At 54.2% G+C, this 23,227-nt stretch carries 28 protein-coding genes and 1 pseudogene; 4 read left to right on the top strand and 25 right to left on the bottom strand.

Annotated features, from left to right (window positions below):
• Positions 1-2: 2 nt before the first annotated feature.
• The 19 genes from ETC02_RS03720 to ETC02_RS03630 all read right to left on the bottom strand — a co-directional run bounded on the left by ETC02_RS03720 (position 3) and on the right by ETC02_RS03630 (position 13,516).
• Positions 3-233: an exodeoxyribonuclease VII small subunit gene (locus ETC02_RS03720; RefSeq protein WP_033009414.1), complete on the bottom strand. Its 231-nt coding sequence runs from the start codon at positions 231-233 to the stop codon at positions 3-5.
• Positions 230-1,576, bottom strand: a complete 1,347-nt coding sequence (gene xseA / locus ETC02_RS03715; protein WP_033016436.1) for an exodeoxyribonuclease VII large subunit — start codon at positions 1,574-1,576, stop codon at positions 230-232. The genes ETC02_RS03720 and xseA overlap by 4 nt, the downstream gene beginning before the upstream one ends.
• Before the next feature lie 10 nt (positions 1,577-1,586).
• Complete coding sequence (gene folD, locus ETC02_RS03710; protein ID WP_033009410.1) at positions 1,587-2,441, bottom strand: bifunctional methylenetetrahydrofolate dehydrogenase/methenyltetrahydrofolate cyclohydrolase FolD; 855 nt, start codon at positions 2,439-2,441, stop codon at positions 1,587-1,589.
• Between the two features lie 86 nt (positions 2,442-2,527).
• Positions 2,528-2,920, bottom strand: coding sequence for a transcription antitermination factor NusB (gene nusB, locus ETC02_RS03705; RefSeq protein WP_033009408.1), 393 nt, complete (start codon positions 2,918-2,920; stop codon positions 2,528-2,530).
• A 200-nt stretch (positions 2,921-3,120) separates the two neighbouring features.
• On the bottom strand, positions 3,121-3,525 hold the full coding sequence (locus ETC02_RS03700) for an Asp23/Gls24 family envelope stress response protein (RefSeq protein ID WP_033009407.1): 405 nt from the start codon (positions 3,523-3,525) through the stop codon (positions 3,121-3,123).
• Between the two features lie 10 nt (positions 3,526-3,535).
• Positions 3,536-4,891, bottom strand: a complete 1,356-nt coding sequence (accC, locus tag ETC02_RS03695) for an acetyl-CoA carboxylase biotin carboxylase subunit (protein ID WP_033009405.1) — start codon at positions 4,889-4,891, stop codon at positions 3,536-3,538.
• A 15-nt stretch (positions 4,892-4,906) separates the two neighbouring features.
• Positions 4,907-5,431: an acetyl-CoA carboxylase biotin carboxyl carrier protein gene (gene accB, locus ETC02_RS03690; RefSeq protein ID WP_050367540.1), complete on the bottom strand. Its 525-nt coding sequence runs from the start codon at positions 5,429-5,431 to the stop codon at positions 4,907-4,909.
• A 140-nt stretch (positions 5,432-5,571) separates the two neighbouring features.
• On the bottom strand, positions 5,572-6,123 hold the full coding sequence (locus ETC02_RS03685; protein ID WP_050367541.1) for a SpoIIIAH-like family protein: 552 nt from the start codon (positions 6,121-6,123) through the stop codon (positions 5,572-5,574).
• 26 nt (positions 6,124-6,149) lie between these two features.
• On the bottom strand, positions 6,150-6,788 hold the full coding sequence (gene spoIIIAG / locus ETC02_RS03680; RefSeq protein ID WP_033009400.1) for a stage III sporulation protein AG: 639 nt from the start codon (positions 6,786-6,788) through the stop codon (positions 6,150-6,152).
• A gap of 5 nt (positions 6,789-6,793) precedes the next feature.
• Entirely contained in the window at positions 6,794-7,405 is a 612-nt protein-coding gene (spoIIIAF, locus tag ETC02_RS03675; RefSeq protein ID WP_171698062.1) for a stage III sporulation protein AF, read from the bottom strand.
• A gap of 10 nt (positions 7,406-7,415) precedes the next feature.
• On the bottom strand, positions 7,416-8,579 hold the full coding sequence (gene spoIIIAE / locus ETC02_RS03670) for a stage III sporulation protein AE (protein ID WP_033016426.1): 1,164 nt from the start codon (positions 8,577-8,579) through the stop codon (positions 7,416-7,418).
• A gap of 12 nt (positions 8,580-8,591) precedes the next feature.
• Positions 8,592-8,987, bottom strand: a complete 396-nt coding sequence (gene spoIIIAD / locus ETC02_RS03665; RefSeq protein ID WP_050367542.1) for a stage III sporulation protein AD — start codon at positions 8,985-8,987, stop codon at positions 8,592-8,594.
• A gap of 11 nt (positions 8,988-8,998) precedes the next feature.
• Positions 8,999-9,205, bottom strand: coding sequence for a stage III sporulation protein AC (spoIIIAC, locus tag ETC02_RS03660; protein WP_020960538.1), 207 nt, complete (start codon positions 9,203-9,205; stop codon positions 8,999-9,001).
• 16 nt (positions 9,206-9,221) lie between these two features.
• Positions 9,222-9,734 carry a stage III sporulation protein SpoIIIAB gene (gene spoIIIAB, locus ETC02_RS03655; protein ID WP_033009392.1) on the bottom strand — a complete coding sequence of 171 codons (513 nt, stop codon included), beginning with the start codon at positions 9,732-9,734 and terminating at the stop codon, positions 9,222-9,224.
• Entirely contained in the window at positions 9,731-10,648 is a 918-nt protein-coding gene (spoIIIAA, locus tag ETC02_RS03650; protein WP_033016424.1) for a stage III sporulation protein AA, read from the bottom strand. The genes spoIIIAB and spoIIIAA overlap by 4 nt, the downstream gene beginning before the upstream one ends.
• A gap of 60 nt (positions 10,649-10,708) precedes the next feature.
• On the bottom strand, positions 10,709-10,990 hold the full coding sequence (locus ETC02_RS03645; RefSeq protein WP_063211708.1) for a YqhV family protein: 282 nt from the start codon (positions 10,988-10,990) through the stop codon (positions 10,709-10,711).
• 185 nt (positions 10,991-11,175) lie between these two features.
• Positions 11,176-11,733: an elongation factor P gene (gene efp, locus ETC02_RS03640; protein WP_033016423.1), complete on the bottom strand. Its 558-nt coding sequence runs from the start codon at positions 11,731-11,733 to the stop codon at positions 11,176-11,178.
• A 27-nt stretch (positions 11,734-11,760) separates the two neighbouring features.
• Positions 11,761-12,822: a M24 family metallopeptidase gene (locus ETC02_RS03635; RefSeq protein WP_033009385.1), complete on the bottom strand. Its 1,062-nt coding sequence runs from the start codon at positions 12,820-12,822 to the stop codon at positions 11,761-11,763.
• Positions 12,823-12,985: 163 nt separating this feature from the next.
• Positions 12,986-13,516, bottom strand: a complete 531-nt coding sequence (locus ETC02_RS03630; RefSeq protein WP_050367544.1) for a YqhR family membrane protein — start codon at positions 13,514-13,516, stop codon at positions 12,986-12,988.
• A gap of 187 nt (positions 13,517-13,703) precedes the next feature.
• Between ETC02_RS03630 and ETC02_RS03625 the strand changes: the two genes are divergently transcribed.
• Positions 13,704-14,633 carry a DUF1385 domain-containing protein gene (locus tag ETC02_RS03625; protein WP_033027765.1) on the top strand — a complete coding sequence of 310 codons (930 nt, stop codon included), beginning with the start codon at positions 13,704-13,706 and terminating at the stop codon, positions 14,631-14,633.
• A 20-nt stretch (positions 14,634-14,653) separates the two neighbouring features.
• Positions 14,654-15,010 carry an SA1362 family protein gene (locus tag ETC02_RS03620; RefSeq protein WP_033009672.1) on the top strand — a complete coding sequence of 119 codons (357 nt, stop codon included), beginning with the start codon at positions 14,654-14,656 and terminating at the stop codon, positions 15,008-15,010.
• Positions 15,011-15,035: 25 nt separating this feature from the next.
• On the opposite strand, the gene ETC02_RS03615 is transcribed toward ETC02_RS03620, so the two are convergent.
• From ETC02_RS03615 to ETC02_RS03605, 3 genes and pseudogenes are all read right to left on the bottom strand, one after another.
• Positions 15,036-15,920 (bottom strand): patatin-like phospholipase family protein, encoded by an 885-nt coding sequence (locus tag ETC02_RS03615; RefSeq protein WP_050367545.1) that lies wholly within the window; start codon positions 15,918-15,920, stop codon positions 15,036-15,038.
• A gap of 87 nt (positions 15,921-16,007) precedes the next feature.
• The gene (gene mntR / locus ETC02_RS03610; protein ID WP_033009676.1) at positions 16,008-16,433 is read right to left on the bottom strand and encodes a transcriptional regulator MntR; all 426 of its coding nucleotides are present in this window, start codon (positions 16,431-16,433) and stop codon (positions 16,008-16,010) included.
• A 127-nt stretch (positions 16,434-16,560) separates the two neighbouring features.
• A pseudogene (locus tag ETC02_RS03605) lies at positions 16,561-16,817 on the bottom strand (spore photoproduct lyase family protein); the annotation flags it as partial.
• 85 nt (positions 16,818-16,902) lie between these two features.
• On the opposite strand from ETC02_RS03605, the gene ETC02_RS03600 reads away from it, so the two are divergent.
• On the top strand, positions 16,903-17,280 hold the full coding sequence (locus ETC02_RS03600; RefSeq protein WP_033016412.1) for a coiled-coil domain-containing protein: 378 nt from the start codon (positions 16,903-16,905) through the stop codon (positions 17,278-17,280).
• Between the two features lie 44 nt (positions 17,281-17,324).
• Here the strand turns inward: ETC02_RS03600 and ETC02_RS03595 are convergent, their stop codons facing one another.
• The 3 genes from ETC02_RS03595 to ETC02_RS03585 form a co-directional block, all read right to left on the bottom strand.
• The gene (locus ETC02_RS03595) at positions 17,325-18,737 is read right to left on the bottom strand and encodes a glycoside hydrolase family 18 protein (protein ID WP_050368693.1); all 1,413 of its coding nucleotides are present in this window, start codon (positions 18,735-18,737) and stop codon (positions 17,325-17,327) included.
• Positions 18,738-18,863: 126 nt separating this feature from the next.
• The gene (locus tag ETC02_RS03590) at positions 18,864-21,437 is read right to left on the bottom strand and encodes a vitamin B12-dependent ribonucleotide reductase (RefSeq protein ID WP_033009680.1); all 2,574 of its coding nucleotides are present in this window, start codon (positions 21,435-21,437) and stop codon (positions 18,864-18,866) included.
• A 253-nt stretch (positions 21,438-21,690) separates the two neighbouring features.
• The gene (locus tag ETC02_RS03585) at positions 21,691-22,530 is read right to left on the bottom strand and encodes a lipoate--protein ligase family protein (protein WP_033010185.1); all 840 of its coding nucleotides are present in this window, start codon (positions 22,528-22,530) and stop codon (positions 21,691-21,693) included.
• A 149-nt stretch (positions 22,531-22,679) separates the two neighbouring features.
• Between ETC02_RS03585 and ETC02_RS03580 the strand changes: the two genes are divergently transcribed.
• Positions 22,680-23,054: a rhodanese-like domain-containing protein gene (locus ETC02_RS03580; protein WP_033016410.1), complete on the top strand. Its 375-nt coding sequence runs from the start codon at positions 22,680-22,682 to the stop codon at positions 23,052-23,054.
• Positions 23,055-23,227 lie beyond the last annotated feature (173 nt).

Genomic DNA, 23,227 nt, shown 5'->3' with positions numbered 1-23,227 from the left:
GCTTACTCCTCCTCCGGCGAAAAAGGCACGAGCTGACCGTCTTCGCGCAACATATACTCGAGCTGTTTTTCGACGTGCTGCAGTTTATCATGGCAAAGTTTCGACAGCTTCATGCCTTCTTGAAAAAAGACGATCGCCTCTTCAAGCGGCACATTTCCTTCCTCGAGCCGTTCGACGATTTCCTCAAGCTTTTTCATCGCTTCTTCAAACGTCAGCTCTTTTTCTTCGCTCATATTGTTTTCTCCTCCACTCCCGTCACTTGACAATCGACTTGTCCGTCTTGAATCCGGATGGACAGGCGCTCGCCGACCTGAAGCTGGCCGATTCGTTTGACAAGCTCGCGCCGCTCATTGTACACCAAACTGTAGCCGCGCTCCATGATGCGGAGCGGACTGAGCGCCTCAAGCCGCGCGACATGGGAACGAAAGCGGAGCGCATGGCGCTCTAAGGCGGTGCGCATCGCTTTTTCAAGCGCACCGGCAGCCGCTTTTTGCCGCTCCTTCGTCCGCTCAAGCTCGGCCGCCGGGTGATGGCGCCACAGCCGCAGGCGCAGCTCACGCCATTGTTGGCGCTTCTTGTCGAGCAACCGTTCGCGCTGGCGGGCGAGCCGGTCGAGCAACACGTCAAGCTGCTGCTCTTTTTGTTCGTACAGCCGCCTTGGATAGCGGAAAGCGTACGATGCTTGAAGCCGCCGCAACCGTTCCTGGCTGGCAGCGAGCTGTTCTTTCATGGCGCGGATCATCCGCCATTTCCGCTCGGCGAGCCGCTCAGTCAGCTCCCCGACGTGCGGCGCAGCCAGCTCTGCTGCCGCCGTCGGTGTCGGCGCCCGCAAATCGGCGACAAAATCGGCGATCGTAAAATCGGTCTCATGGCCGACGGCGGAAATGACCGGCACGCGCGAAGCAAAGATGGCGCGGGCGACGATTTCTTCGTTAAACGCCCACAATTCTTCAATCGAACCGCCGCCGCGGCCGACAATGAGCACGTCAACCCCGCCGAACTCATTTGCCCGCTCGATGGCGCGCACGATTGACAGCGCCGCCCCGTCGCCTTGGACGAGCGCCGGAAACAAAATGATTTTCGCAAGCGGATAGCGGCGGCGGATCGTCGTCATAATGTCGCGCACCGCCGCTCCGGTCGGCGATGTAACAACGCCGATGCAGCGCGGAAACGCCGGAAGCGGCTTTTTATGGACGGGAGAAAACAGCCCCTCCGCCTCGAGCCGCTGCTTCAGCTGCTCATACGCCAAATACAGGCGGCCGATGCCTTCCGGCTGCATTTCTTTTACATATAGCTGGTAGTTCCCATTCGGCTCATAGACGGAAATTTCCCCACGCACAAGCACGTTCATCCCATCTTCGGGACGGAACGGCAAATGTTGATTGTAGCCGGCAAACATGACCGCGGCAATGCGCGCCTGGCTGTCTTTTAAGGTAAAATACATATGGCCGCGCGAATGCTGCTTAAAGTTGGAAATTTCACCTTTCACCCATAAATCGCGCAAATGCGGGTCGACGTCAAATTTGCGCTTAATGTATTTCGTCAGCGCCCCGACGGTGACGTATTTCACTTCCATCGAAACCGCCTCACTTCACGGCGAGCTGCCGGGCCGCTTCGATCGTGTTGTGCAACAGCATCGTAATCGTCATCGGACCGACCCCTTTTGGCACCGGCGTGATATAGCCCGCCACTTCTTTGACGGCGTCAAAATCAACATCGCCGCACAGTTTGCCGCTCTCCAAACGGTTGACGCCGACATCAATGACGACAGCTCCCGGTTTGACGTGGTCCGGACCGATGAGACGCGCCTTGCCAACCGCGACGATCAAAATGTCAGCCTGCCGCGTGACGGCCGGCAAATCAGGCGTTTTCGAATGGGCGTAGGTGACGGTCGCATGCTCGCGCAAAAACAGCTGGCCGACCGGTTTGCCGACGATGTTGCTCCGGCCGACGACGACGACATGCTTCCCGGCAATGTCGATGCCGGCAGATTTGACCATCACGAGAACGCCATGCGGAGTGCACGGAAGAAACGCCGGCTGGCCGATCATCATTTTCCCGACGTTGATCGGGTGGAAGCCATCGACATCTTTTTCCGGGGCGATCGTTTCAATGACCGACCATTCGCGGATATGCTCCGGCAACGGCAGCTGCACTAAAATGCCGTGCACCGCCGGATCGCCGTTCAGTTCGCGGATTTTCGCCAACAGCTCCTCTTCGCTGATGGACGCCGGAAATGTGTAAAGAAATGAACGAATGCCCACTTCAGCGCACGCTTTTTGCTTCCCTTTCACATACGAATGTGACGCCGGATCGTCGCCGACAAGAATGACGGCCAGCCCCGGCTCAACGCCGCTTTCCTTCAACTTCGCTGTTTCTTCCGCCAACCCGGCGCGAATCGTTGCGGCCAGTTCTGCTCCGCTGATGATTTGTGCTGTCATCGTATCTCGTTCCCCTCTCCTTGTTCGTCCATCCATATCGGTTTGCCTGACTTGACGCCGAAAGCTTGCGCAGCCGGCGGCCTGTCCTATTTTTGCAGCGCCGCCTTCACTTTCGAAAGCACGCCGTTGACAAAACTCCCGGATTTCCAATCGCCGAATTTTTTCGCCAGCTCGACCGCTTCATCGAGGCTGACGCTCACCGGCACATCGTCGGCATACTTCATCTCATACGTCGCCATGCGCAAGATGGCGCGGTCCACATTGGCCACCCGCTCAAGCGTCCACTTTTCCAAATTGGCGCGCAACAGCTCGTCAATTTCCTCCTGGTGCTCGACGACGCCTAGTACAAGCTGGCGCAAAAATGGATCCGCTTCGCTGCTTCCTGCCACATTGGCCAGCGCCTCCTCCGGCGGAATGTGCCCGACGTCGATTTGAAACAGCGCCTGCAGCGCTTTTTCCCGCGCTTCATGCCGCTTCATTGCCTTCCCCCTCTCTAAATACGAACATTTATATTAAAATCTTATCATATTTTTCGGAAAAAGCCAGCCCCTTCCCGTCGCCCGTCTTGCTGCCGATTTTACACCGCCGGCTCCGCTGATGGCCTCGTTCATTACAATAACAGACTTTGACGAAAAAAACAAAAGGCGGCTGCTCCGAAAGCAGCTGCCTTCTGTTTTTGTCACCGTTGTTCGACGGCGTCGTGCTCCTGTTTTCCGCTTTCAAACTGAATGCCGACGATGTGCACGTTTACTTCGCTCGTTTCCAAGCCGGTCATGTTCCAAAGCGCCTGGCGCACGTTTTCCTGCACCTTTTTCGCCACGTTCGGGATCGACGCGCCGAACTGGACGAAGCAATAAAGGTCAATGACAACCCCGTCATCGCGCAAATCGACTTTGACGCCTTTGCCGTGATGCTTTTTGCCGAACCGCTCGGCAACGCCGGCGGCGAAATTGCCGCGCATTTGCGCAACGCCATCGACTTCGCTGGCCGCGATGCCGGCGATCACCTCGATCACTTCCGGTGCAATTTCGACTTTGCCAAGCCCGGTGTACTCCTGTTCGGAGTCAAACATATGTTCAGACATGGGGCACCTCCTATTCCGCCTTCATAATATCATATAACTCCAAAAACTTCGTATTAAACTCGCCGCTTTGGAATTTCTCGTGTTCCATTAATTTTATGTGAAACGGGATCGTCGTATGAATGCCTTCAATGACAAATTCCGAAAGAGCCCGTCTCATGCGGGCGATCGCCTCCTCACGCGTCGGCGCGTGAACGATCAGTTTGGCGATCATCGAATCGTAATACGGCGGAATCGTATAGCCCGGGTAGGCGGCGGAATCGACGCGCACGCCCGGACCGCCCGGCGGCAAGTACATGGCGATTTTCCCCGGCGACGGCATAAAGTTTTTCGCTGGGTTTTCCGCATTGATGCGGCATTCGATCGCCCAACCGTTAAAGGAGACGTCCTCTTGGGTGAGCGACAGCTTTTCACCGGCAGCGACGCGGATCTGTTCTTTTACTAAATCGACACCGGTAATGAGCTCGGTGACCGGGTGCTCCACCTGAATGCGCGTATTCATTTCCATGAAATAAAACTGTTTGTTCCGGTGGTCATAAATAAATTCAACCGTGCCGGCGCCCGTGTAGTTGACCGCCTTGGCCGCCTTGACCGCCGCCTCGCCCATCCTCCGGCGCATGTCGTCGTCAAGGGCCGGCGACGGCGCTTCTTCGACAAGCTTTTGCAGCCGGCGCTGGATCGAGCAGTCGCGCTCTCCTAAATGAATGGTGTTGCCATATGAATCGGCGAGCACTTGAATTTCGACATGGCGGAAATCTTCGATATACTTTTCAATATAAACGCCAGGGTTGCCGAACGCCGTCGCCGCTTCTTGCTGGGTGATGTTGATGCCTTTGACGAGCTCTTCTTCGTTGCGGGCGACGCGAATTCCTTTCCCACCGCCGCCGGCCGTCGCTTTGATGATGACCGGGTAACCGATTTCAGCGGCGATCGCCCGCGCCTCCTCAAGACTTTCAATAACGCCGCGCGAGCCCGGCACAATCGGCACACCCGCTTCCCTCATCGTCTCGCGGGCGATGTCTTTAATCCCCATTTTGGCGATCGCTTCCGGGCTCGGGCCGATGAACGTGACATTGCATTCGCGGCACAGCTCGGCAAACGCCTCGTTCTCCGCCAAAAAGCCATAGCCCGGGTGAATGGCGTCACAGCCGGTCAACGTGGCAACGCTCATGATGTTGGTGAAATTCAAATAGCTGTCTTTCGAGGCGGTCGGCCCGATGCAGTACGCCTCATCCGCCAGCTGCACATGCAAGGCGTCGCGGTCAGCCTGCGAAAAGACGGCGACCGTCTCAATGCCGAGCTCCCGGCAGGCGCGAATAATGCGGACGGCGATTTCCCCGCGGTTCGCCACCAACACTTTTTTGATCATCGTCCGTTCTCTCCCTTATTCAGGCTTGACCAAAAACAACGGCTGGCCGTATTCGACGAGCTGGCCATTTTGCACGAGCACCTCGACAATTTCGCCATCGACTTCCGCTTCAATTTCATTAAACAGCTTCATCGCCTCGATGATGCAAACAACCGTATCTTTTTTCACTTTGTCGCCCGGCTTCACATACGGCGGCTTGTCCGGCGCCGGCGCTGCGTAGAACGTGCCGACCATCGGCGATGTAATTTGATGCAAGTTGCCTTCCACAGCCGGCTTTGCTTCTTTGGCCGCCGTCGGTTCCGTTTCCGGCGCCTGCTTCACTTCCGAAGCTGCCACTTGGACAGGCGCAGGCGCCGGGGCCGCCGTCGGTTCGACCGCTGCCACTGCCTGTGCGGGCGCCGCCGGTGCGGCTGCCGGTGCAACGGCGACAGCAACCGCTTTTTTCATATGTACTTTCGTTTCTCCTTGCTCATATACAAATTCATCGATTGAGGATTGATCGACCAACCGAATCAATTCGCGGATTTCTTGAATTTTCATCGTTCTCACACCTTTCTCCAAGTGTCAGCCCGTCTTTCGCAGGCGGTGATCAAACGTATTCATAACGATTATACACACAACTGCAGGGCAAACGAAAGGTTTTTATGCAAAAAAAACTGCTCTGGCAAAGAGCAGCGCGTTCATCCGGCCGGCTGGAACTCGACGGTGACATATTGGGCATCCGGAATTTCTTTTTTCACCATATGAATGACTTCATTCGCCGATTTAGATGAGCTTTGTTTCGCTTTGATCGTCACGCGCACTTGGTTGTCATCGGCGCGCACGAGCACGTCTTCATACCCGCCTTTCGATTTGATGAGCGTCTCCAACGTTGCTTCTCTTTCGGACAATGCTTGCAATTTTTCAATTTTGTCGAGCGCTTCACTTTTTTCTTCCTCCGTCGCGTTCGCTGAAGCGACAATGGCGTTCAGCTCATCGCGCAGCCGGCTCCGTTCATCCTCAATTTTCATGCGCAGCGCTGTAAACAAATCATCGCCTGCGGTTGACGGCTCCTCTTTCGCTCCAGTCTCTTCCACCGCTACGCTTGGTTGTTTGGCCGGCTTTTCTGTTTTCTCATTCGCGGTGAGCGCCGGGCTGTTGCCCATCTCTTTCGGCGCCGTGACATAATACACCGACAGTACGACTACTAAGCTTAGCATCGTCAACAGCCATACCGTTTGTTTTTTCAACATGGCGATCTCCTCTCCCCTTACTTGAGTCATTTTTTCGGCAAGACCGCGACGCGGTAGCTCGGAACGTTTAACACGCGCGTCACCGCCTCGACGATCCATTTTTTAATTTGCAAGTTGTCGGCCCCTTTGGCGACGACAAGCACACCGCGAATATCCGGCTTTTTCGTGGCGACAACAAGCGGCGTTTCCTCGTCGCCATTGCGGATGATGATCACTTCTTCGTTTGTCGACTGATTTTCAATCGTCCGTTTTCCGCCTTCCTTGTCGCTTTCTTCGGTCGTTTGCTGCTGGGTCGAGCGTTTTTTCTCAAACAGCTTCAGCTCGGTTGAGTCAAGGTTGACGACAACGGTGACATCCTCAACCCCTTCAATTGCTTCGAGGGCGGCTTTCAACTCCTTCTCGTACCGTTCCTCATAGGCGGCGATCACTTTATCCTTTGTCTCCTTGCTCGACAAAAACGCCGGCTCGGACGGGGATTCCGGCTGATTGGCGGAAGGCTTGGCTTCGGCATCGTCTGCGCTACCCGCAAAGTGACTCGCCGCCATGAGCGCCACACCGGCCAGCAGCAGGACAACGACATATGAGAACGGCATGTGTTTTCGCGCCCCTTCCCCGTTCCCGTCTTTGGGCGGGGAAGAAAGAAACCGTTTGAAAAACGAGAGCATCCCCCCTATTCCCTCCCTCTAAATTGCACGGCAATTTTATTTTCATCGACTTCCCATTTGCCGGCGAGAAAGGCGCGCACCTCTTCAGCCAGCGAGGCATCGCTCTCGGGCAAAGCCGGCGGCTTTGTTGTATCGATGACAACCGGCTCCACCGCGCTGGCAGGGCGTTGTTTCAAAAGCGCCACTTCAATCGTCTTGATGTCCTCTGGCATGCGCCAATTTTCGTTGTGATCGGCGTAAACTTTGATATCAGCCTTCAATCCATACTTTTCCATCAACTCCCCGTTTACGTCGTTTTCGAGCTGGACAGCCATTTGTTCTAAAATATATGCGCGTTGTGAAGCTTGTATTTCTTTTTTCTGTTGTTCCATTTGATTTTTTATCGCCTCTTCCCCCTTGAAGCCGTCGGAAAAACGGGCAAGTGCTGAAGCGACAAGCTGATCCGGATCCGCCGAAGCCATCCGGAGCACCGGCGTCAACATAATTAGGAGAAGCAAAAGTCCGACGACCATTTTGACATATTTTTGCATCGTCCCGGACGGCAGCAAAAAATCGATGATGATGGCAAACAACAAAAACAAAATGATGTTCGTCACCCATTCAATCACAAGCTGCATAACGTTCCTCCTAGCGGACCATCATCGTAATATTCCCTGCCATAACCATGACGGTGAGGCTGAAGAAAAACATGAGCGAGACGATCAAAAGCGCCGCGAGCACATAGGCGATGCTTTTGCCGATAATGTTGAGGCAAGACAGCACCGGACTGCCGCCAAGCGGCTGCAACAGCGCGGCTGATAGTTTGTAGATGATGACGATGGCGAAAATTTTCACCGCCGGAAAGATGGCAATCATCAACAACACAGCCACCCCGACCAATCCGACCGCATTTTTGAGCAGCATCGAAGCGGCAACGACCGTATCGGCTGCATCAGTAAACAGCTTGCCGACAACCGGGATGAAGTTGCCGGTGACAAATTTCGCCGCCCGCAGCGCCACCCCGTCCGCCACCGCCGCTGTTGCCCCCCGCACCGACATAACGCCAAGGAAAACCGTCAAAATGAGGCCGAGCAAACCGAGGGCGGCCTTGTTCAACAAATCGGCAAGCTGGGTCGCCTTGTACCGGTCGCTGAGCGTGCTGACGACGCTTAAAAGCGCCGCTAGCAACAGAAGCGGGAGCGTGACATATTCCACGACAACGCCGGTTGTGTTCATCAAAAACAAAATGATCGGATGGAAAAACGCCGCCGATACGACGCCGCCGGAGGAGGCGAGCAAGGCGAGCAAAAGCGGAACGAGGGCGATGATAAAATGGCTCATCGTCCGCACCGCCTCGAGCGCATAGCCGGTTGCGAGGCGGAAGCTGTTTAAGGCGAGCAACAACAGCACCATGTAGACGACGGCGTGGGCGATTTTGCTTACCTCCTGCTGGGCGAACGCGTTTTGCAGCGATTGCAGCACGGTGCTGAAGACAGCGAGCAAAATGAGCGTCCCAAGCAGCTTCCCGTTGACTTGCAGTTCATAAAATAAATAACGGGCGAGCGCTTTCAGCCACTCGACGGGCGACCATTGCCGGTCGCCGCTTAAAAAATCGGAGAGCGGCCCTTTTTCGCTTTCCGGCAAAAAGCCCCCATACTCATGGACGATCGTTTCCCAATAACGGCGGATGTCGCTGACATCCAAATGAGCGAGCTGCTCGCTGACGTACGGCCCATCGCTCGCAGCTTGTACGACGAACGGGCAAAAAAAGAGAGAGAGCAACCCCGCAATGAGGAACGCTGTCCGCTTCAATCCGTTCCCTCCTTATCGCGCCGCCGGAATGAGGCTGATGACCGCTTCAATGATGGCAGTCAAAATTGGGACGGCGAGCGCCAAAATGACGATTTTGCCGCCGAGCTCAATTTTGGCGGCGATCGCCCCTTGGCCGGCGTCTTTGGAAATTTGCGCAGCAAACTCGGCGATGTAGGCAATGCCGATAATTTTCAACATCATTTCCAAGTACACCATTTGAATGTGGGCGCCTTCCGCCATCTCCCGCAGCGTCAGCAAAATATCGCTGATTTGGTCAACAAGCAGCAAAAAAATGGTGCAGCCGACAAAAACGGTCAATAAAAAGGAGAGGCTTGATTTTTGTTCTTGCAGCAGCACAACGAGGAATGTCGCCACCAACCCGAGGCCGACGATTTGCAAAATGTCCATGGCCTCTCCCCCTATCCGCGGAACAAAAAGACATCTTTAATTTTTTGAAACAAATCGCTTACAATCGAAGCGACCATAAACAAAATATAAATAAAGCCGAGCAGCGTCACCCACTGGGCGTATTCTTTCCTTCCCATCTGGTCGAGCACCGTATGCAAAAACGCGATGACGATGCCGACGCCGGCGATTTTTAAAATGATATCGACATCGATGCCCATTCGTCCTGCCTCCTGTCTACATGAGTAAAATGACGAGCAGCAGCCCGGCTAACACGCCTAAACTTTTCGCCATTTTGCCATAGCGCGCCTGATCGTCCAGCGCCTCCGCTTCCTCCCGCTCAAGATGGGCGAGCGCCAAGGCGATTTGCTGTTGCTGGGTGAGCCGGTCATACTGGCCGAGCGTGGCGCCAAACTGTTTCATCACTTCCCACTCTCCTTGTTTGAGCGCGGTCTTCCCCCATACAGCCCGCAAGCTTTTTTCCCATGCTTCGGCCACGCTCGTTTCACACGCATGCAACGCCGCCGCAAACTGGGCAAACAGCTCGCCAATCGGAGCGGCCGTCTGGCGGGCGATATGCTGAGATGCCTCGGCAAGCGGCGTATGTCCGTACATCACTTCCGCTTCGAACGCCCTGAGCGCCGCTTTCAGCTGGCGAAGCTGGCGCGGCCGTTCGTACAAGGCGCGGGCGGCTGCCATCCCCATCCAAGTGGAGGCGGCAAGAATCAACAAGGCGCCCAGCCACTTCATCGGCCCGCCACCGCCCGCTCGTACAGCACGGCGCCGTTGGCGTCAACAATGCGCCGGATGAAGCCGGGATGCGGGACGTTCGTCAGCTCAATAAACCGTTCAAACACCCGTTGCTCCATGACCGGACGCAACGTCGGCCGCTGCCAAACATCTCGAACGGTGCGCCCGTGCACGGTTGTCCATATCGAAACGCCGGCATTCGCCGCCTCCAGCACCGCTTCGCTGTCTTCCTCGCGCCCAATTTCATCCACAATCATGACATCCGGACTCATCGAGCGAATCATCATCATCATCCCTTCCGCTTTCGGACAAGCGTCCAACACATCAAGGCGTGGGCCGAACGAAAATTGCGGAATGCCTTTCACGCAGCCGGCGATTTCCGACCGCTCGTCAACGATCGCCACCTTTTGCGCCGGAATGCGCCCAGTTCCGCTGCTGATCAGGCGCGCCGCGTCGCGCAACAGCGTCGTTTTGCCGGTCTGCGGGGAACCGATGATCATCGTATGGCGCCAGCGCCCATCATACACATACGGAATCAGCGGATCGGCAATGCCGATTTGCTCTTTGGCAATGCGGATGTTAAAGGAGGCGACATCGCGGATGGCTTTCACCTTGCCCCCTTCTGTAACGACTTTGCCGGCGAGCCCGACGCGATGGCCGCCTTCAATCGTCATAAATCCACGCCTCAGCTCCTCTTCGACGGCATAAATCGAATAATGGCTCAACTTGTTAAGCAAGTACACGCCGTCCTCTTTCGTCACTTCATATGGCAGCAAGCGGGCCTTCCCATCGACGATCACTTCAAGCGGCCGGGAAATACGGATGCGGATTTCTTCGATGCTGCGCCCCCAGGAAGGCATCTGCTGCAGCACAGCGGCGATCGTTTTCGGCAAAATTCCCCATACCGCTTCCATGGCCCTCCCCCTTTTTGGTGGACTAGTCTATATGTATGGGCGGAAGATGCTGTTTATGCCTTACTTGTAAATGCCGAACAAAATGAGCGCCACCCCGAGCGCGATGAACGCGAGCCGAGAAAACGAAAGCTCGTCCGCCAGCGAAAGCAGACCGATCGCCATCGTTACGATCAGCACAGTCGGGCCGACAGCAGCGAGCACGGCGTTAACGGCGAGCGCCTTTCTTACATCATTAAAGACCAACATCAGCAGCGCTGCACTCAGTTCAATAAGCGCCGACAACATCCGCATGCCCGCCATCGCCAAAACAGACGAATCGATCGATCGCAGCCAATGTTTCATGTGCCCCTCCTCATTTAGCGAATAGAGATGGATTAGTACAAACGTATGCGGGAACAAGCCGTTTCAGAAGAAGTTTTTGCCGGTGAAAACGGGGATGGACAACGAAGCAGGACGGGGCACCTTTGGCGCATAAAAACAGCACCGGCCCGGAACATTCCGGATCGGTGCTGCTCTTGTTCAGGTTCTTACGCCCGTGACACGTATGTGCCGTCAGCCGTATTGATGATGAGGGTGTCGCCTTCGTTGACGAAAAATGGCACTTGAACGACAAGACCGGTTTCAAGCTTGGCCGGTTTCGAACCGCCGGAAGCGGTGTCGCCTTTAATGCCCGGCTCGGTTTCAACAACTTTCAGCTCAACGGTATTCGGCAGCTCGATGCCGATCGTTTCGCCCTGGTACATCATGATGAACACTTCCATGTTTTCTTTCAAAAACTTGAGCTCATATTCGATTTGCTTTGCCGGCAGCTCAATTTGCTCGTACGTTTCCATGTCCATAAAGACGTGTTGATCGCCGTTGGCGTACAAATATTGCATTTTGCGCGTGTCAATTTGCGCCCGGTTCACTTTTTCGCCGGCGCGGAACGTCCGCTCTTGAATGGCGCCGGTGCGCAAATTTCGCAGTTTCGAACGGACGAACGCCGCACCCTTGCCCGGCTTGACGTGCTGAAACTCAAGGACGCGCCAAATCTCGCCGTCGACCTCGATGGTAAGTCCTGTGCGAAAATCGTTGACTGAAATCATTGCCCGAAATCCTCCTCACGCTATCCGTTATAAAATGATCAGTTCTTTCGGCGAATGAGTGAGCGCTTCGTTCCCATCGGCGGTAATGACCGCATCATCCTCAATGCGCACCCCGCCGAGCCCCGGGATGTAAATGCCGGGCTCGACCGTCACAACCATGCCCGGCTCCAGCACCGCATCGGAGCGGGCCGAAAGCGTCGGCCCTTCGTGAATTTCAAGGCCGATGCCGTGGCCGGTTGAATGTCCGAAATAATCGCCATACCCTTGTTCGCGAATATAATCGCGCGTCAGTGCGTCAGCCTCTTTGCCGGTCATGCCCGCTTTGATCCCGCGCATGCCGCGCCGCTGCGCTTCAAGGACAATGCCATAAATCGTTTGCAGCTCAGCGCTGACTTGGCCGACGGCGACCGTCCTTGTCAGGTCGGAACAATATCCCTTGTAGTAAGCCCCGAAATCAAGCGTGACGAGTTCACCGCGCTCGATCGTTTTTTCGGACGCCACCCCGTGCGGCAGCGCCGAACGGTAGCCAGAGGCGACGATCGTATCGAAGGAGGACGAAGACGCCCCTTGCTTGCGCATAAAAAATTCAAGCTCATTCGCCACTTCAATTTCTTTGACGCCCGGACGAATGAACGACAAAATATGAGCAAATGCGGCATCGGCAATTTCCGCTGCTTCCTTTAATATCTTAATCTCTGCTTCCGACTTAATCAAGCGCAACTTTTCCACGACATGGGATGTCGGCGCAAGCTCGGCATCAATCGCCTCTTCATACGCCTTGTACGCCGCATACGTCACATGCTCCTGCTCAAAGCCGAGCGTTTTGATCCCGAGCCGCTTCACTTGTTTCGCGATTTCATCGACGATCGGTCCGCTGTGCTGGACGATTTCAAATCCTTCAACTTGCTTGGCCGCCTGCTCGACATAGCGAAAATCCGTAATAAAGACCGCCCCTTGGCGGCTGACAAGCGCAACGCCGGCGGTGCCAGTGAATCCGGTAATGTAGCGGCGGTTGCAGCCGTTTGTCACCAACAGCCCGTCAAGATGCTGCTCTTCAAGCAACGCTCGAAGCCTTTCCAGCTTTTCCATGTTTCATTCTCCTCTACCCATGAATATTGTAATACAAAGGCGATGTGATACGTTGGCGGTTGCCGATGCGCGAGATCGGCTGCGCCTAAAAAATATGGAAACCTTCTTTATTTTACCATGATCGCAGCAGTTTCCGCCATATGCGCCTGCTTTGGCCGACAGCTTAGCTTCCTTCCTTGGCCGCCTGCGGTTCAGCGCTTGGCGACGGCCGGTTCATTTCCTGCGCCTCGAAAGAAACCGAATACCCGACAAACACGCCGTACAAAATGTACAAGCAGAGCGTTGTAATGACCGTATTCGTCTCTAAATCCGCAACCGGCTTCACGTTCGGAAACAGCGGATTGAGCAAATAAAACACCACTACCCAAAGCGCAGCGCCATACAACATTCCCGCCCACATGCCGCGGATGTTCCTTAGCATTGCATAGTAAAGAAGCGCCGCCGCAATGGAAATGATGCCGATCAACACAATAGCCGCATAATTGCCGGCTCTGCCGTATTTCCAATCGCCGGCGACCCACGGGATGAGAACCATGTTCGGACTGATTTCGCTGAAGTTGAAAAAGTAAGCCAAATAGCCCATCAAGCTCCAAAACACCCCGCCGACAAATCCGGTGATAATCGTTTTTTGCACGAGCGTCATCGGCCGTTCCGTTTTTTCTTGCTCCAGTTTTCCTTTCTGTTCCGCCATCATGCTGCACCTCCTTGTCTGTTAGTATGACCTGCAATTTGCCGCCCCATGAATCAAGCAAAAAAATGACCGCCTCTGTGTAAATAATGGATTTTTTGGAAATCATAACAGTAACATCAACCTAGAGGTTTCCGGACGTTTCTTGTAGAATAAAATAATAAACATAAAAAAATAGGTTGGTGTTTGCCCGATGAAACAAGAGAAACCGTTATACGGCGGCCAGGCGGTTGTCGAAGGGGTCATGTTTGCCGGCAAAACGCATTCTGTCACCGCCATTCGCCGCACCGATGGAACGATCGAGTACTTTTCCGCACCGCGCCGCGCCAATCCGACGCTGGCCGCCTTCAAAAAAATCCCGTTTGTCCGCGGCATCGTCGCCATTATTGAAGCGAGCGCAACCGGGGCCAAACATTTGCAGTTTGCAAGCGAACGGTATGACGTCGCCCCAGGGGAAGAACAGACGGAGGCCGAAAGCAGTTCCAACCTGACGCTGATTCTCGGCGCCGCCGCGATCGGCGTGCTCTCGTTTTTGTTCGCCAAAACGGTGTTCACGCTCATCCCAGCGTTGCTCGCCGCCGCTTTCAAGCCGCTCATCCCGGGAAAAACGGGGCAAATTTTGCTTGAAGGGGCTTTTAAGCTCGCCTTATTGCTCGGCTACATTTACTTTATTTCCTTGACGCCGCTTGTAAAACGCGTCTTTCAATACCACGGGGCGGAACATAAAGTGATCAACGCCTATGAAGCGGGCTGGCCGCTCACTGTCGAACATGTCCAACGCGCCTCGCGCCTTCACTACCGGTGCGGCAGCAGCTTCATTTTATTTACCGTCATCGTCGGCTTGTTTCTGTATTTGTTCGTGCCGACCGATCCGCTTTGGCTGCGGATTGTGAACCGGCTCGCCTTAATTCCGGTCGTGCTCGGCGTTTCGTTTGAGGTGCTGCAGTTTACAAATAAATGGAGGGACATTCCGTTGCTGCGCTGGCTGGGCTATCCCGGTCTATGGCTGCAGCGGCTGACGACAAAAGAGCCGGACGACGACCAAGTGGAAGTGGCCATCGCTTCGTTCCAGCAGCTTCTTCGTTTAGAGGCGGAAGCGGAAGCGAAAAAAGCGGTGCAGTAATCGTAAAGGGGGTGGATTCATTGCGGCGCAGGGCTGTTCACCCGCTCGCCGGACTTATGATTTTGCTTGGGACGCTTGGCATTGTGTATACCCTTTTTGCCCATCCGACGGTGCTGTTTCGCCAGCTGTTGTTTGTTGCGCTGTTTGCAGCCGCGATTTATCTCTTTTACCGTTTCGTCTACCAACGCCGCACTAACAAAGAACGATTGTCGTATCTAAAAGCGGTGCGGCAGTCGAAAAAGCTTCATCCCCGCTCCGCGCGCAAGCAGCCGAAGCCGGCGAAACTAAAACGGCCGTTGAAAAAGCGAACGGCGACTCCGCATTTGACCGTCATCGAGGGCAAAAAAGGCAAAAAAAAGAATCGGGCTTCCTTTTAGCTTGATTCTTTTTTGTTTTGGGCGCTCAAAACGCCCACCGCCGCAAAAACTGCCGCGCCCGCTCGCGCCCATAGTCAATGAGACGCCGGCGCGCTTCCAGGTCGATGGAAAACTCGGTCGCAAGAACGTTTTCCACCGGCAAAAAGATGATGTTTTTTTCATGGCGGCGCGAAATATAGCGGGCGTCATGCGCCTCTTTCATCGCCGCAAACAACGCTTCGTACAAATCAAGCGCGTTGGCAATGCGCCGTTTCGGCCGTTGGCCGGGCTTGGCGCTCAATTGAACGCCGAGCACCGGCCGTTTTTTCGTTTCTTTTTCTTCATCAAAGAGAAACAGCGGAAAGTTGCTGAGCACCCCGCCGTCAACGATGAGGGAGGTGCCGTCCCGTCCGTGAAGGCGGACCGGCTCGAAAAAGTACGGAATGCTCGTGCTCATCCGCACCGCCTTGGCGATCGAAAACGAGCCGGGGTCAATGCCGTATATCGCCAAATCATCCGGCAGCACGACGATGCGCCCGTTCGTCACATCGGAGGCAACGATATACAAACTGTCGGCTGGTACATCCCGAAACGTACGCACTCCGCGGGCAGCGAGCGCCGATTCGATCCACTGTTCAAACACGTTTCCCTTATAAACTCCTAAATGCCAATATAGGCGCACCCACTTCCAAACAGAAAACGGAACCCACGACGCCCGTTCATCCAAAAACTGCTCCAGCCTAAGCTCCTCGAGCAACTGCGTCATCTCACGGGCGGTGTATCCAGCCGCCAGTAGCGCAGCAAGCAGCGCCCCGGCGCTCGTCCCGGCAAGCCGCTTCCAGCGCAGCCCTTTTTCTTCAATGGCCTCATACGCCCCCAGCAACGCAAACCCTTTCACTCCGCCGCCGGAAAAGACGAGATCAATGTTCATCGCCGCCTCCCCTTTCTCGCTGTTTATATATATGTAAGAGAAAGAAAAGGCGTTTAGTACGAAAAACAAAAAAGAGCAAGCAGTCGCTTACTCCCCTTGCTCATTGCGCTTTTGCACGTCGCGCAGCGCCTCAAGACGGCGTTCGTCCTCTTGAAAATATTGCACCAAATCGCCAATCCGGTCGATGGCGTTCCAACTCAAATGGTGTTCAATCCCTTCCACATCGCGGTAAATGTTTTCTTCGTTGACGCCAATGAGGCGAAGAAACTGCTCAAGCAGCTCATGGCGGTACACAAGCCGTTGGCCGATTTTTTTTCCTTTCGGCGTCAAGACAAGGCCGCGGTACTTTTCATACACCAAATATTCATCTTTATCGAGCTTTTGCACCATTTTCGTCACTGAAGAAGGGTGAACGGACAACGCTTCCGCGATGTCCGAAACGCGGGCATAGCCTTTTTCTTCAATCAACATGTAAATTTGCTCAATATAATCTTCCATGCTCGGTGTCGGCAACGTTTGTCCCCTCCTGCAACGTTTGCCTGCCGCCAGCAAATCCCCCGGCCTATACCGTCACTCCGATGCGTCGGCCCTTTTGGCAGACAAAAATAGCAATCATTTCTATTGTACCATAAAAGGGGCATTACGTAAAATACTGCACCTCAGCCGCCGGGAAAAGCGGGCAATGTACGAATGCATCGTTTCCTCCAGCTCCTGCGCCTCCTCGTCACGATACACGTATTTGCCGATGCCGTACCGCCCCCACTTATACTTGCGCTTCGATTCGTCCAAATCGAGCTTGGTTTTCGGGTAACGCTGCTCGATGACCCGCTTGGCCGGCTTGGTAAACCGATGCTGGATGAGCTCAAACGTCAAACTAGATAAATCCACTCCTTTCAAAACATTCGTACTCCTTTGCGATTTGCCATGACAGCTCATAAACGCAATGATACAATAAAACTAAGCTGAAAGGGGGGGATGCAGAATGTCTCACGAGCTTGTCGAATTGCTTCGCTCAGTGCTGAAAGAGGAGTTGCAGCCGATTCATGAACGCCTCGACCGACTAGAAGCCGGACAACAGCGCCTCGAAGAACGGCAACAGCGCCTCGAAGAACGGCAACAACGCCTCGAAGAACGACAACAGCGCCTCGAGGAAAAGTTGGACCATTTCATCATCGAAACGCGCAGCCATTTCAAAAAAATCGAGGACGAGCTGGCTGAGCATCGGCGTATGTTCGAGATACTGTCACATGATTGGCGTAACGCGAACATTGCGATTGAATATTTAAATCATAAGATCGGCCAGCACGATCTGGAAATGTATCAACTCAAAAAGCGGCTCGAACTCCAAGAAACAAAATAAAAGCGCATGCCCGATGACCGGCGCATACGCTCTAACTGCTTAGCTTACCCACGCTTGCGAATGCGGAAATTGTCTTCCAACAGCACCCAGTTTTCCGGATACGGATACCCGAGCACCCAGTAGCTGATTCCGCGCAATCCGTATTCTTTCACCAAGTCAAATTTCGCCAACGCGCTGCGGGCGTCTTCAAACCATACTTCGTGCTGGCGGCCTTGCTCGTCCGTGTACCGGTAAAACGGCGAGGCGGCCGCCGCATCGTATTGGATGGACGCCCCGTAACGAATGGCGCGCTCCACGGCTTCTTTCGGGCTGAACGTTTCCGCCTCTTGCCCTGGCACGTGCGGCAGCACCCAGTCGCGGGCATAAATTTGAAATCCCATCATGATTTTCTCCCGCGGAATCACGGTCACGGCATAATCAAGCACGCGCCGAATTTGGTTCACCGGCGAAATGGCTTGCGGCGGCCCAAACCGATAGCCCCACTCGTACGTCATAAGCACGACGAAATCGGCGATGCGCCCATGGGCTGGATAGTCGTGCGCTTCATACAGCAATCCTTTTTGTTCCGCGCTGATTTTGGGAGCGAGCGATGTCGATAACCAATATCCTTCCGCGTGAAGCCGAGCCGCCGCCCGCCGCAAAAACGCATTGTACCGCTCGCGGTCGGACGGGTAGACATTTTCAAAATCGACATTCAACGCGCGGTACCCTTTTGCTCGCATCACTTGAATGACGTTGTCAAGCAATCGCGTTTGCAGCGCAACGTCGGCCAGAATCGTCTGCGCCAATCTTGAACCCGGATCCTGATACGTAAAGTTGGTGATCGTCATCATCGGCACGACACGGGCGGCAAAAGCGGCCTGAATGATCGCCACATCATTGATGGGATTCAGTCCGCCATCAGCGCGGATCGTATAGGCGAACGGGGCGGCGTACGTCAAATGGCGGCCGACTTCGCGCACTTGCTCCGCCCCTTTCTCCCCTTGGTCCACCGTAAATGCGTTCACCTCGATGAGCGGTTTGGCCGGCGGAATGACGAGCCGCTGTCCGGGAGTGATGACATTCGGATCAGCGATGGGATTGAACTCGATGATTTGCTGGACGCTGACTTGATAAGCGGCAGCAATTTGCCCTAACGTTTCCCCGGTGCGCACCGTATGAATGCGAGCCGGAATCAACAACAGCGCGCCGGGATAAATGAGCGCCGGGTTGGCGATCCGGTTCGCCTGCACGATGGCTTCGACCGTCACTCCATACGCGCGGGCGATCTGCCATAACGTTTCCCCTGCACGGACGGTATGATAGCGATACGGCACCGGAATGACAACCGCCTGCCCGATGGCTAGCCGGTTCGGGTCGCTCAGTTCATTGGCGGCGACAATCCGCTCGAGTGGAACGCCGTAACGCTGAGCCAACTGCCAAAGCGTCTCCCCGCGCTTTACGACATGAACAATCATGACGCTCCCCCTTTCGTTCCCTCCTTTTACCACTATATTTTGGCTTTTGCCTTTTATGTAAAAAAAAAACGCCGGTTCCTCTACGGAAACCAGCGTTTCATCCATCCAAACCCATCCGTATCACCATTACAGGCCGCACTTCAGCTGGGCGCCGCAGTTCGTGCACGTGTTGCAGCCGCCGATCTCTTCGACCGTTCCTTCGCGGCAAATCGGGCAAATGTTGCCGATTTCGGAGCCGATCGTCACATCGGTGGCGCGCACATCTTGAATCGTATCGACAAGCACGACGGCGCGTTTCGTTTCTTTTTCCTCTTGTTCTTCTGGAAGCAGTTCTAGCTGTTCTTCGATCCGGTTTTCTTCCGCTTTCAACGTCAACACTTGCGCATCGCGGCTGCCGTCGACGTAGACGGTGCCGCCTTTCGCGCCGCCGCGCCATAAACGCTCGTACACTTTTTGCACTTGCTCGACGGTGTAGCCTCTCGGCGCGTTGACCGTTTTCGACAAGCTCGAGTCGACCCAGCGCTGAATGATGCATTGCACATCGGCGTGCGCTTCCGGCGGCAAGTCCATCGCCGTCACAAACCAAGGCGGCAAATGGTTCGGGTCGGCTTCCGGATGTTTGTCCAAATATTCTTGCACGATGTCTGCTTTCACTTCGATAAATTTGCCCAAGCGCCCGCTCCGGTAGTACGAGAACGAGAAGTACGGCTCCAGCCCGGTTGACACGCCGACCATCGTCCCCGTCGATCCCGTCGGCGCCACCGTCAGCAAGTGTGAGTTGCGGATGCCGTATTTCAAAATATCTTGGCGAATGTCATCCGGCATCCGTTTCATGTAACCGGTGTTGATGAACGCTTCGCGCAGCTTTTGCGTTTCTTCTTCCGTTTCGCCGACCAAAAACGGGAAGCTGCCTTTTTCTTTCGCCAGCTCGATCGAGGCCCGGTAAGCGGTCGTGGCGATCGTGCGGAACAGTTCGTCCACAAGTTGATTTCCTTCCTCGGAGCCGTACGCTTTTTCGCAGTAAATGAGCAAGTCGGCAAGCCCCATGACGCCAAGGCCGATGCGGCGCTCGCCGAGCGCCTGTTTTTTGTTTTCCTCAAGGAAGTATGGCGTAGCATCAATGACGTTGTCTTGCATCCGCACCCCGATTTCAACCGTACGCTTCAGTTTTTCATAGTCCACGACTTTCCGCTCTTTGTCCACCATGTTCGCCAAGTTAATGGCGGCCAAGTTGCAGACCGAATATGGCGCAAGGGGCTGTTCCCCGCACGGGTTGGTCGCCACGACTTTTTGTCCGTACGCGCGAGCGTTCGTCATTTCATTGGCATTGTCGATGAAGAAAATGCCCGGCTCGGCTGAATACGTCGCACAAATGTTGATCAGCTTCCAAAGCTCGCGGGCGCGGATTTTCCGGTAGACGCGGACGCGGTAGCCCATTTGTTCCCATTCGCGCACATCGCCGACTTCATGCCATTTTTCATTGTAAATGCGCATTTCTTCTTCAGAATACGTTTCTACGTCCGGGAAGCGCAGCGCGTATTCTTCGTCCTTTTCGACCGCTTCCATGAATTCTTTCGTCAAGCAGACGGAAATGTTCGCACCGGTCAAAAAGTCCGGGTTGTGCACCGTGTATGTACCGCCGGTGCGCAGTTTTTCTTCGGCATCTTTGATAATTTCCTCTGTGAAGCCGCCGTAGTCAGGCGCGTTTTTGTACCGGACGATCGCTTCGTACATCGCCCGCTCCCGCTCGGTGAGCGGCGTGAATTTCAGTTTGTCGCGCGCTGCTTTTTTGATGCCCTCGTCTTCCATATTTTCAAGCAGGTAGCGCAAAATGCGCGGGTTTTGCATTTTCGAGACGATGAATTCGATAATGTCCGGGTGCCAGTCGGCCAGCATAATCATTTGGGCGCCGCGGCGGGAGCCACCTTGCTCGACAAGGTGGGTCAGCTTCGCAATGTCGTCAAGCCATGAGACCGACCCGGACGATTTGCCGTTCACCCCGCGCGCAAGCGTATGGCGCGGCCGCAATGTCGAGCCGTTCGTCCCAACGCCGCCGCCGCGGCTCATAATTTCCATCACCTGCTTCCGATGTTCGGAAATGCCTTCGCGCGAATCTTTCACAAACGGCATCACATAGCAGTTGAAATACGTCACTTCCTTGCCTGAACCCGCCCCGTACAACACGCGGCCGGCCGGAACAAAATTCAAGCTGGCGAGCTCTTGATAAAACTTTTCGAACCACTCTTTCCGCTTTTCTTCGGTCTTTTCCACCGCCGCCAGCCCGGTCGCATTGCGCTTGGCGATTTGCTCATAGAAAATCTCGAGCGGCTTGTCGATAATGTCGAGCGATCGAAGGACAATGCCGGTTTCCGCCTCCTCGCCTTCGAGCACGTGCCGGTATTCGTCTTCAATCAACACGCGCGCTTTTTTCGCCTCCCAGTCAATATCGACGATAAAACCGAGACCGCGGGCTGGGAATTTCGGGTCCTCCTTGATCGTCAACACAACGAAATCGCCCGGTGTGAGCGTCAGCTTTTCCGTATCCTTAAACGAATAACGGTCCAACATGACCAAACGGGATACGCCTTTATGGGTGATGTGCATATCCGGCGTAATCGGATGCACTTGCGGAAATAGGCGGATATCCTCGTTCAGCTTGTCAATATTGATTTTCATTTTTTCGGACGACGCCACCGTCATTCTCCTATCTCTCCTCTTTTATATAATTATATAATCTCTCATGTTTTTGCCAATGTTGCCCTGTCTTCTCTACCTTACCATATCAAACAGAAAAAAACAATATATAGTATGATTTTTTATGAAAATCATACTATATATTGTGATTTAGAACAAATCATTTCGTTTTTGTCAAGCAAAAAAAGACAAAAAACGGCGAAAAACGGACCAGCCATGCCGTTTTTGCCAAAACAGGAGCGATGTTCCATATTGCCGCCTAACGCTTAAAGTTCCATTCATCGCTTTCGTATTTCGTCCGCGCCAGCTCTTCGACGTATGCCAACTCTTCGGCGGTGAGCGTGTACGGTTCCAATACGATGTTCAATCCTTTTTCAAATCCTTTGTAAAACGCCTCTTTCGCTTCCTCGATCGTCACCGTGCGGCTCGTCAACTCATTGATCGCGACGGCTTTCTTTTTAAAATCGCGCTGCAGACGCTCTTTCACCCGCTCGTTTGGATATTTAAACAAGCTGAACAGCAAGTCTTCGTCCAAATCGAGCAAAATCGAACCATGCTGCAAAATGACGCCTTTTTGCCGCGTTTGCGCGCTGCCGGCGATTTTCCGCCCCTCAACGACAAGTTCGTACCACGACGGTGCGTCAAAGCAAACAGCCGAGCGCGGGCTGCGCAAATCCGCTTTTTCTTCTTCTGTTTTCGGCACGGCGAAATACGCGTCAAGCCCAAGGAAGCGAAATCCTTCCAAAATGCCCTGGGAGATGACGCGATACGCTTCCGTCACCGTCTGCGGCATCGCGGGATGCGATTCGGAGACGATGACGCTGTATGTCAACTCTTTGTCATGAAGAACGCCGCGCCCGCCAGTCGGGCGGCGGACAAAGCCGAGGCCGTTCCGTTTCACCGCGTCTAAATCAATTTCTTTCTCCACTTTTTGAAAATAGCCGATCGACAACGTCGGCGGATTCCAGCCGTAAAAGCGGACCGTCGGCGGAATTTTTCCTTCGCTGTGCCACTCTAAGAGCGCCTCATCAAGCGCCATATTAAACGACGGCGAGCCCTCGCCGGAGTCAATAAAGCGCCATACTTCCTTTTTAGCCATCGTTCCACCTTCTTTTCAGAATCACCTTTACTAGTTTAGCAAACAACGCCGGCCAAGGGAAGAAAAATGGCATCGCGAAAACACTTTGCTTCCGAGCGGCAACTCTATATAATAGGAAATAGCGGACAAAGCGAAAGGAGGCATGACGGGTGGAAGCATTGCTCATTATTCTCGGGGCGGTCATCGTGTATTCCGTCATTACGTACTTCTGGCAGAAGAGAATTGTCAAAGCATTGACAGAGGAAGAGTTCCGCGCCGGCTACCGGAAGGCGCAATTGATCGATGTCCGTGAACCGGATGAGTTTGCGGCTGGACATATTTTAGGGGCGCGCAACATCCCGCTGACCCAACTGCGCATGCGAATGAAAGAATTGCGCAAAGACCAGCCGATTTATTTATATTGCCAAAACGGGCTGCGCAGCGGGCGGGCCGCACAAATGCTTTACCGGAAAGGGTATCGCGATTTGTACCATTTAAAAGGCGGATTTAAAACGTGGACCGGGAAAGTGAAGAAAAAAGCGTAGCGATCAGCAAAAAGAGGCGCGCTGCCGGACTATATAGATGCAATTTAAAGCTTTAACATTTTTCGTTTTGACCGGTCATTTCATCCAACTGTCGAGTGACCGAACAACACCGCTTAAAGACCCATGAATGGGTCTTTAAGCGAGTCGTTGTTCGGTCTTCCGTCACGCCTTAG

It is taken from the genome of Geobacillus sp. DSP4a (assembly GCF_013096875.1).
GTDB classification, from domain to species: domain Bacteria; phylum Bacillota; class Bacilli; order Bacillales; family Anoxybacillaceae; genus Geobacillus; species Geobacillus thermophilus.
The sequence above is the reverse complement of the archived record's forward strand: the minus strand, read 5'-3'. Positions and strand labels throughout refer to the sequence as shown.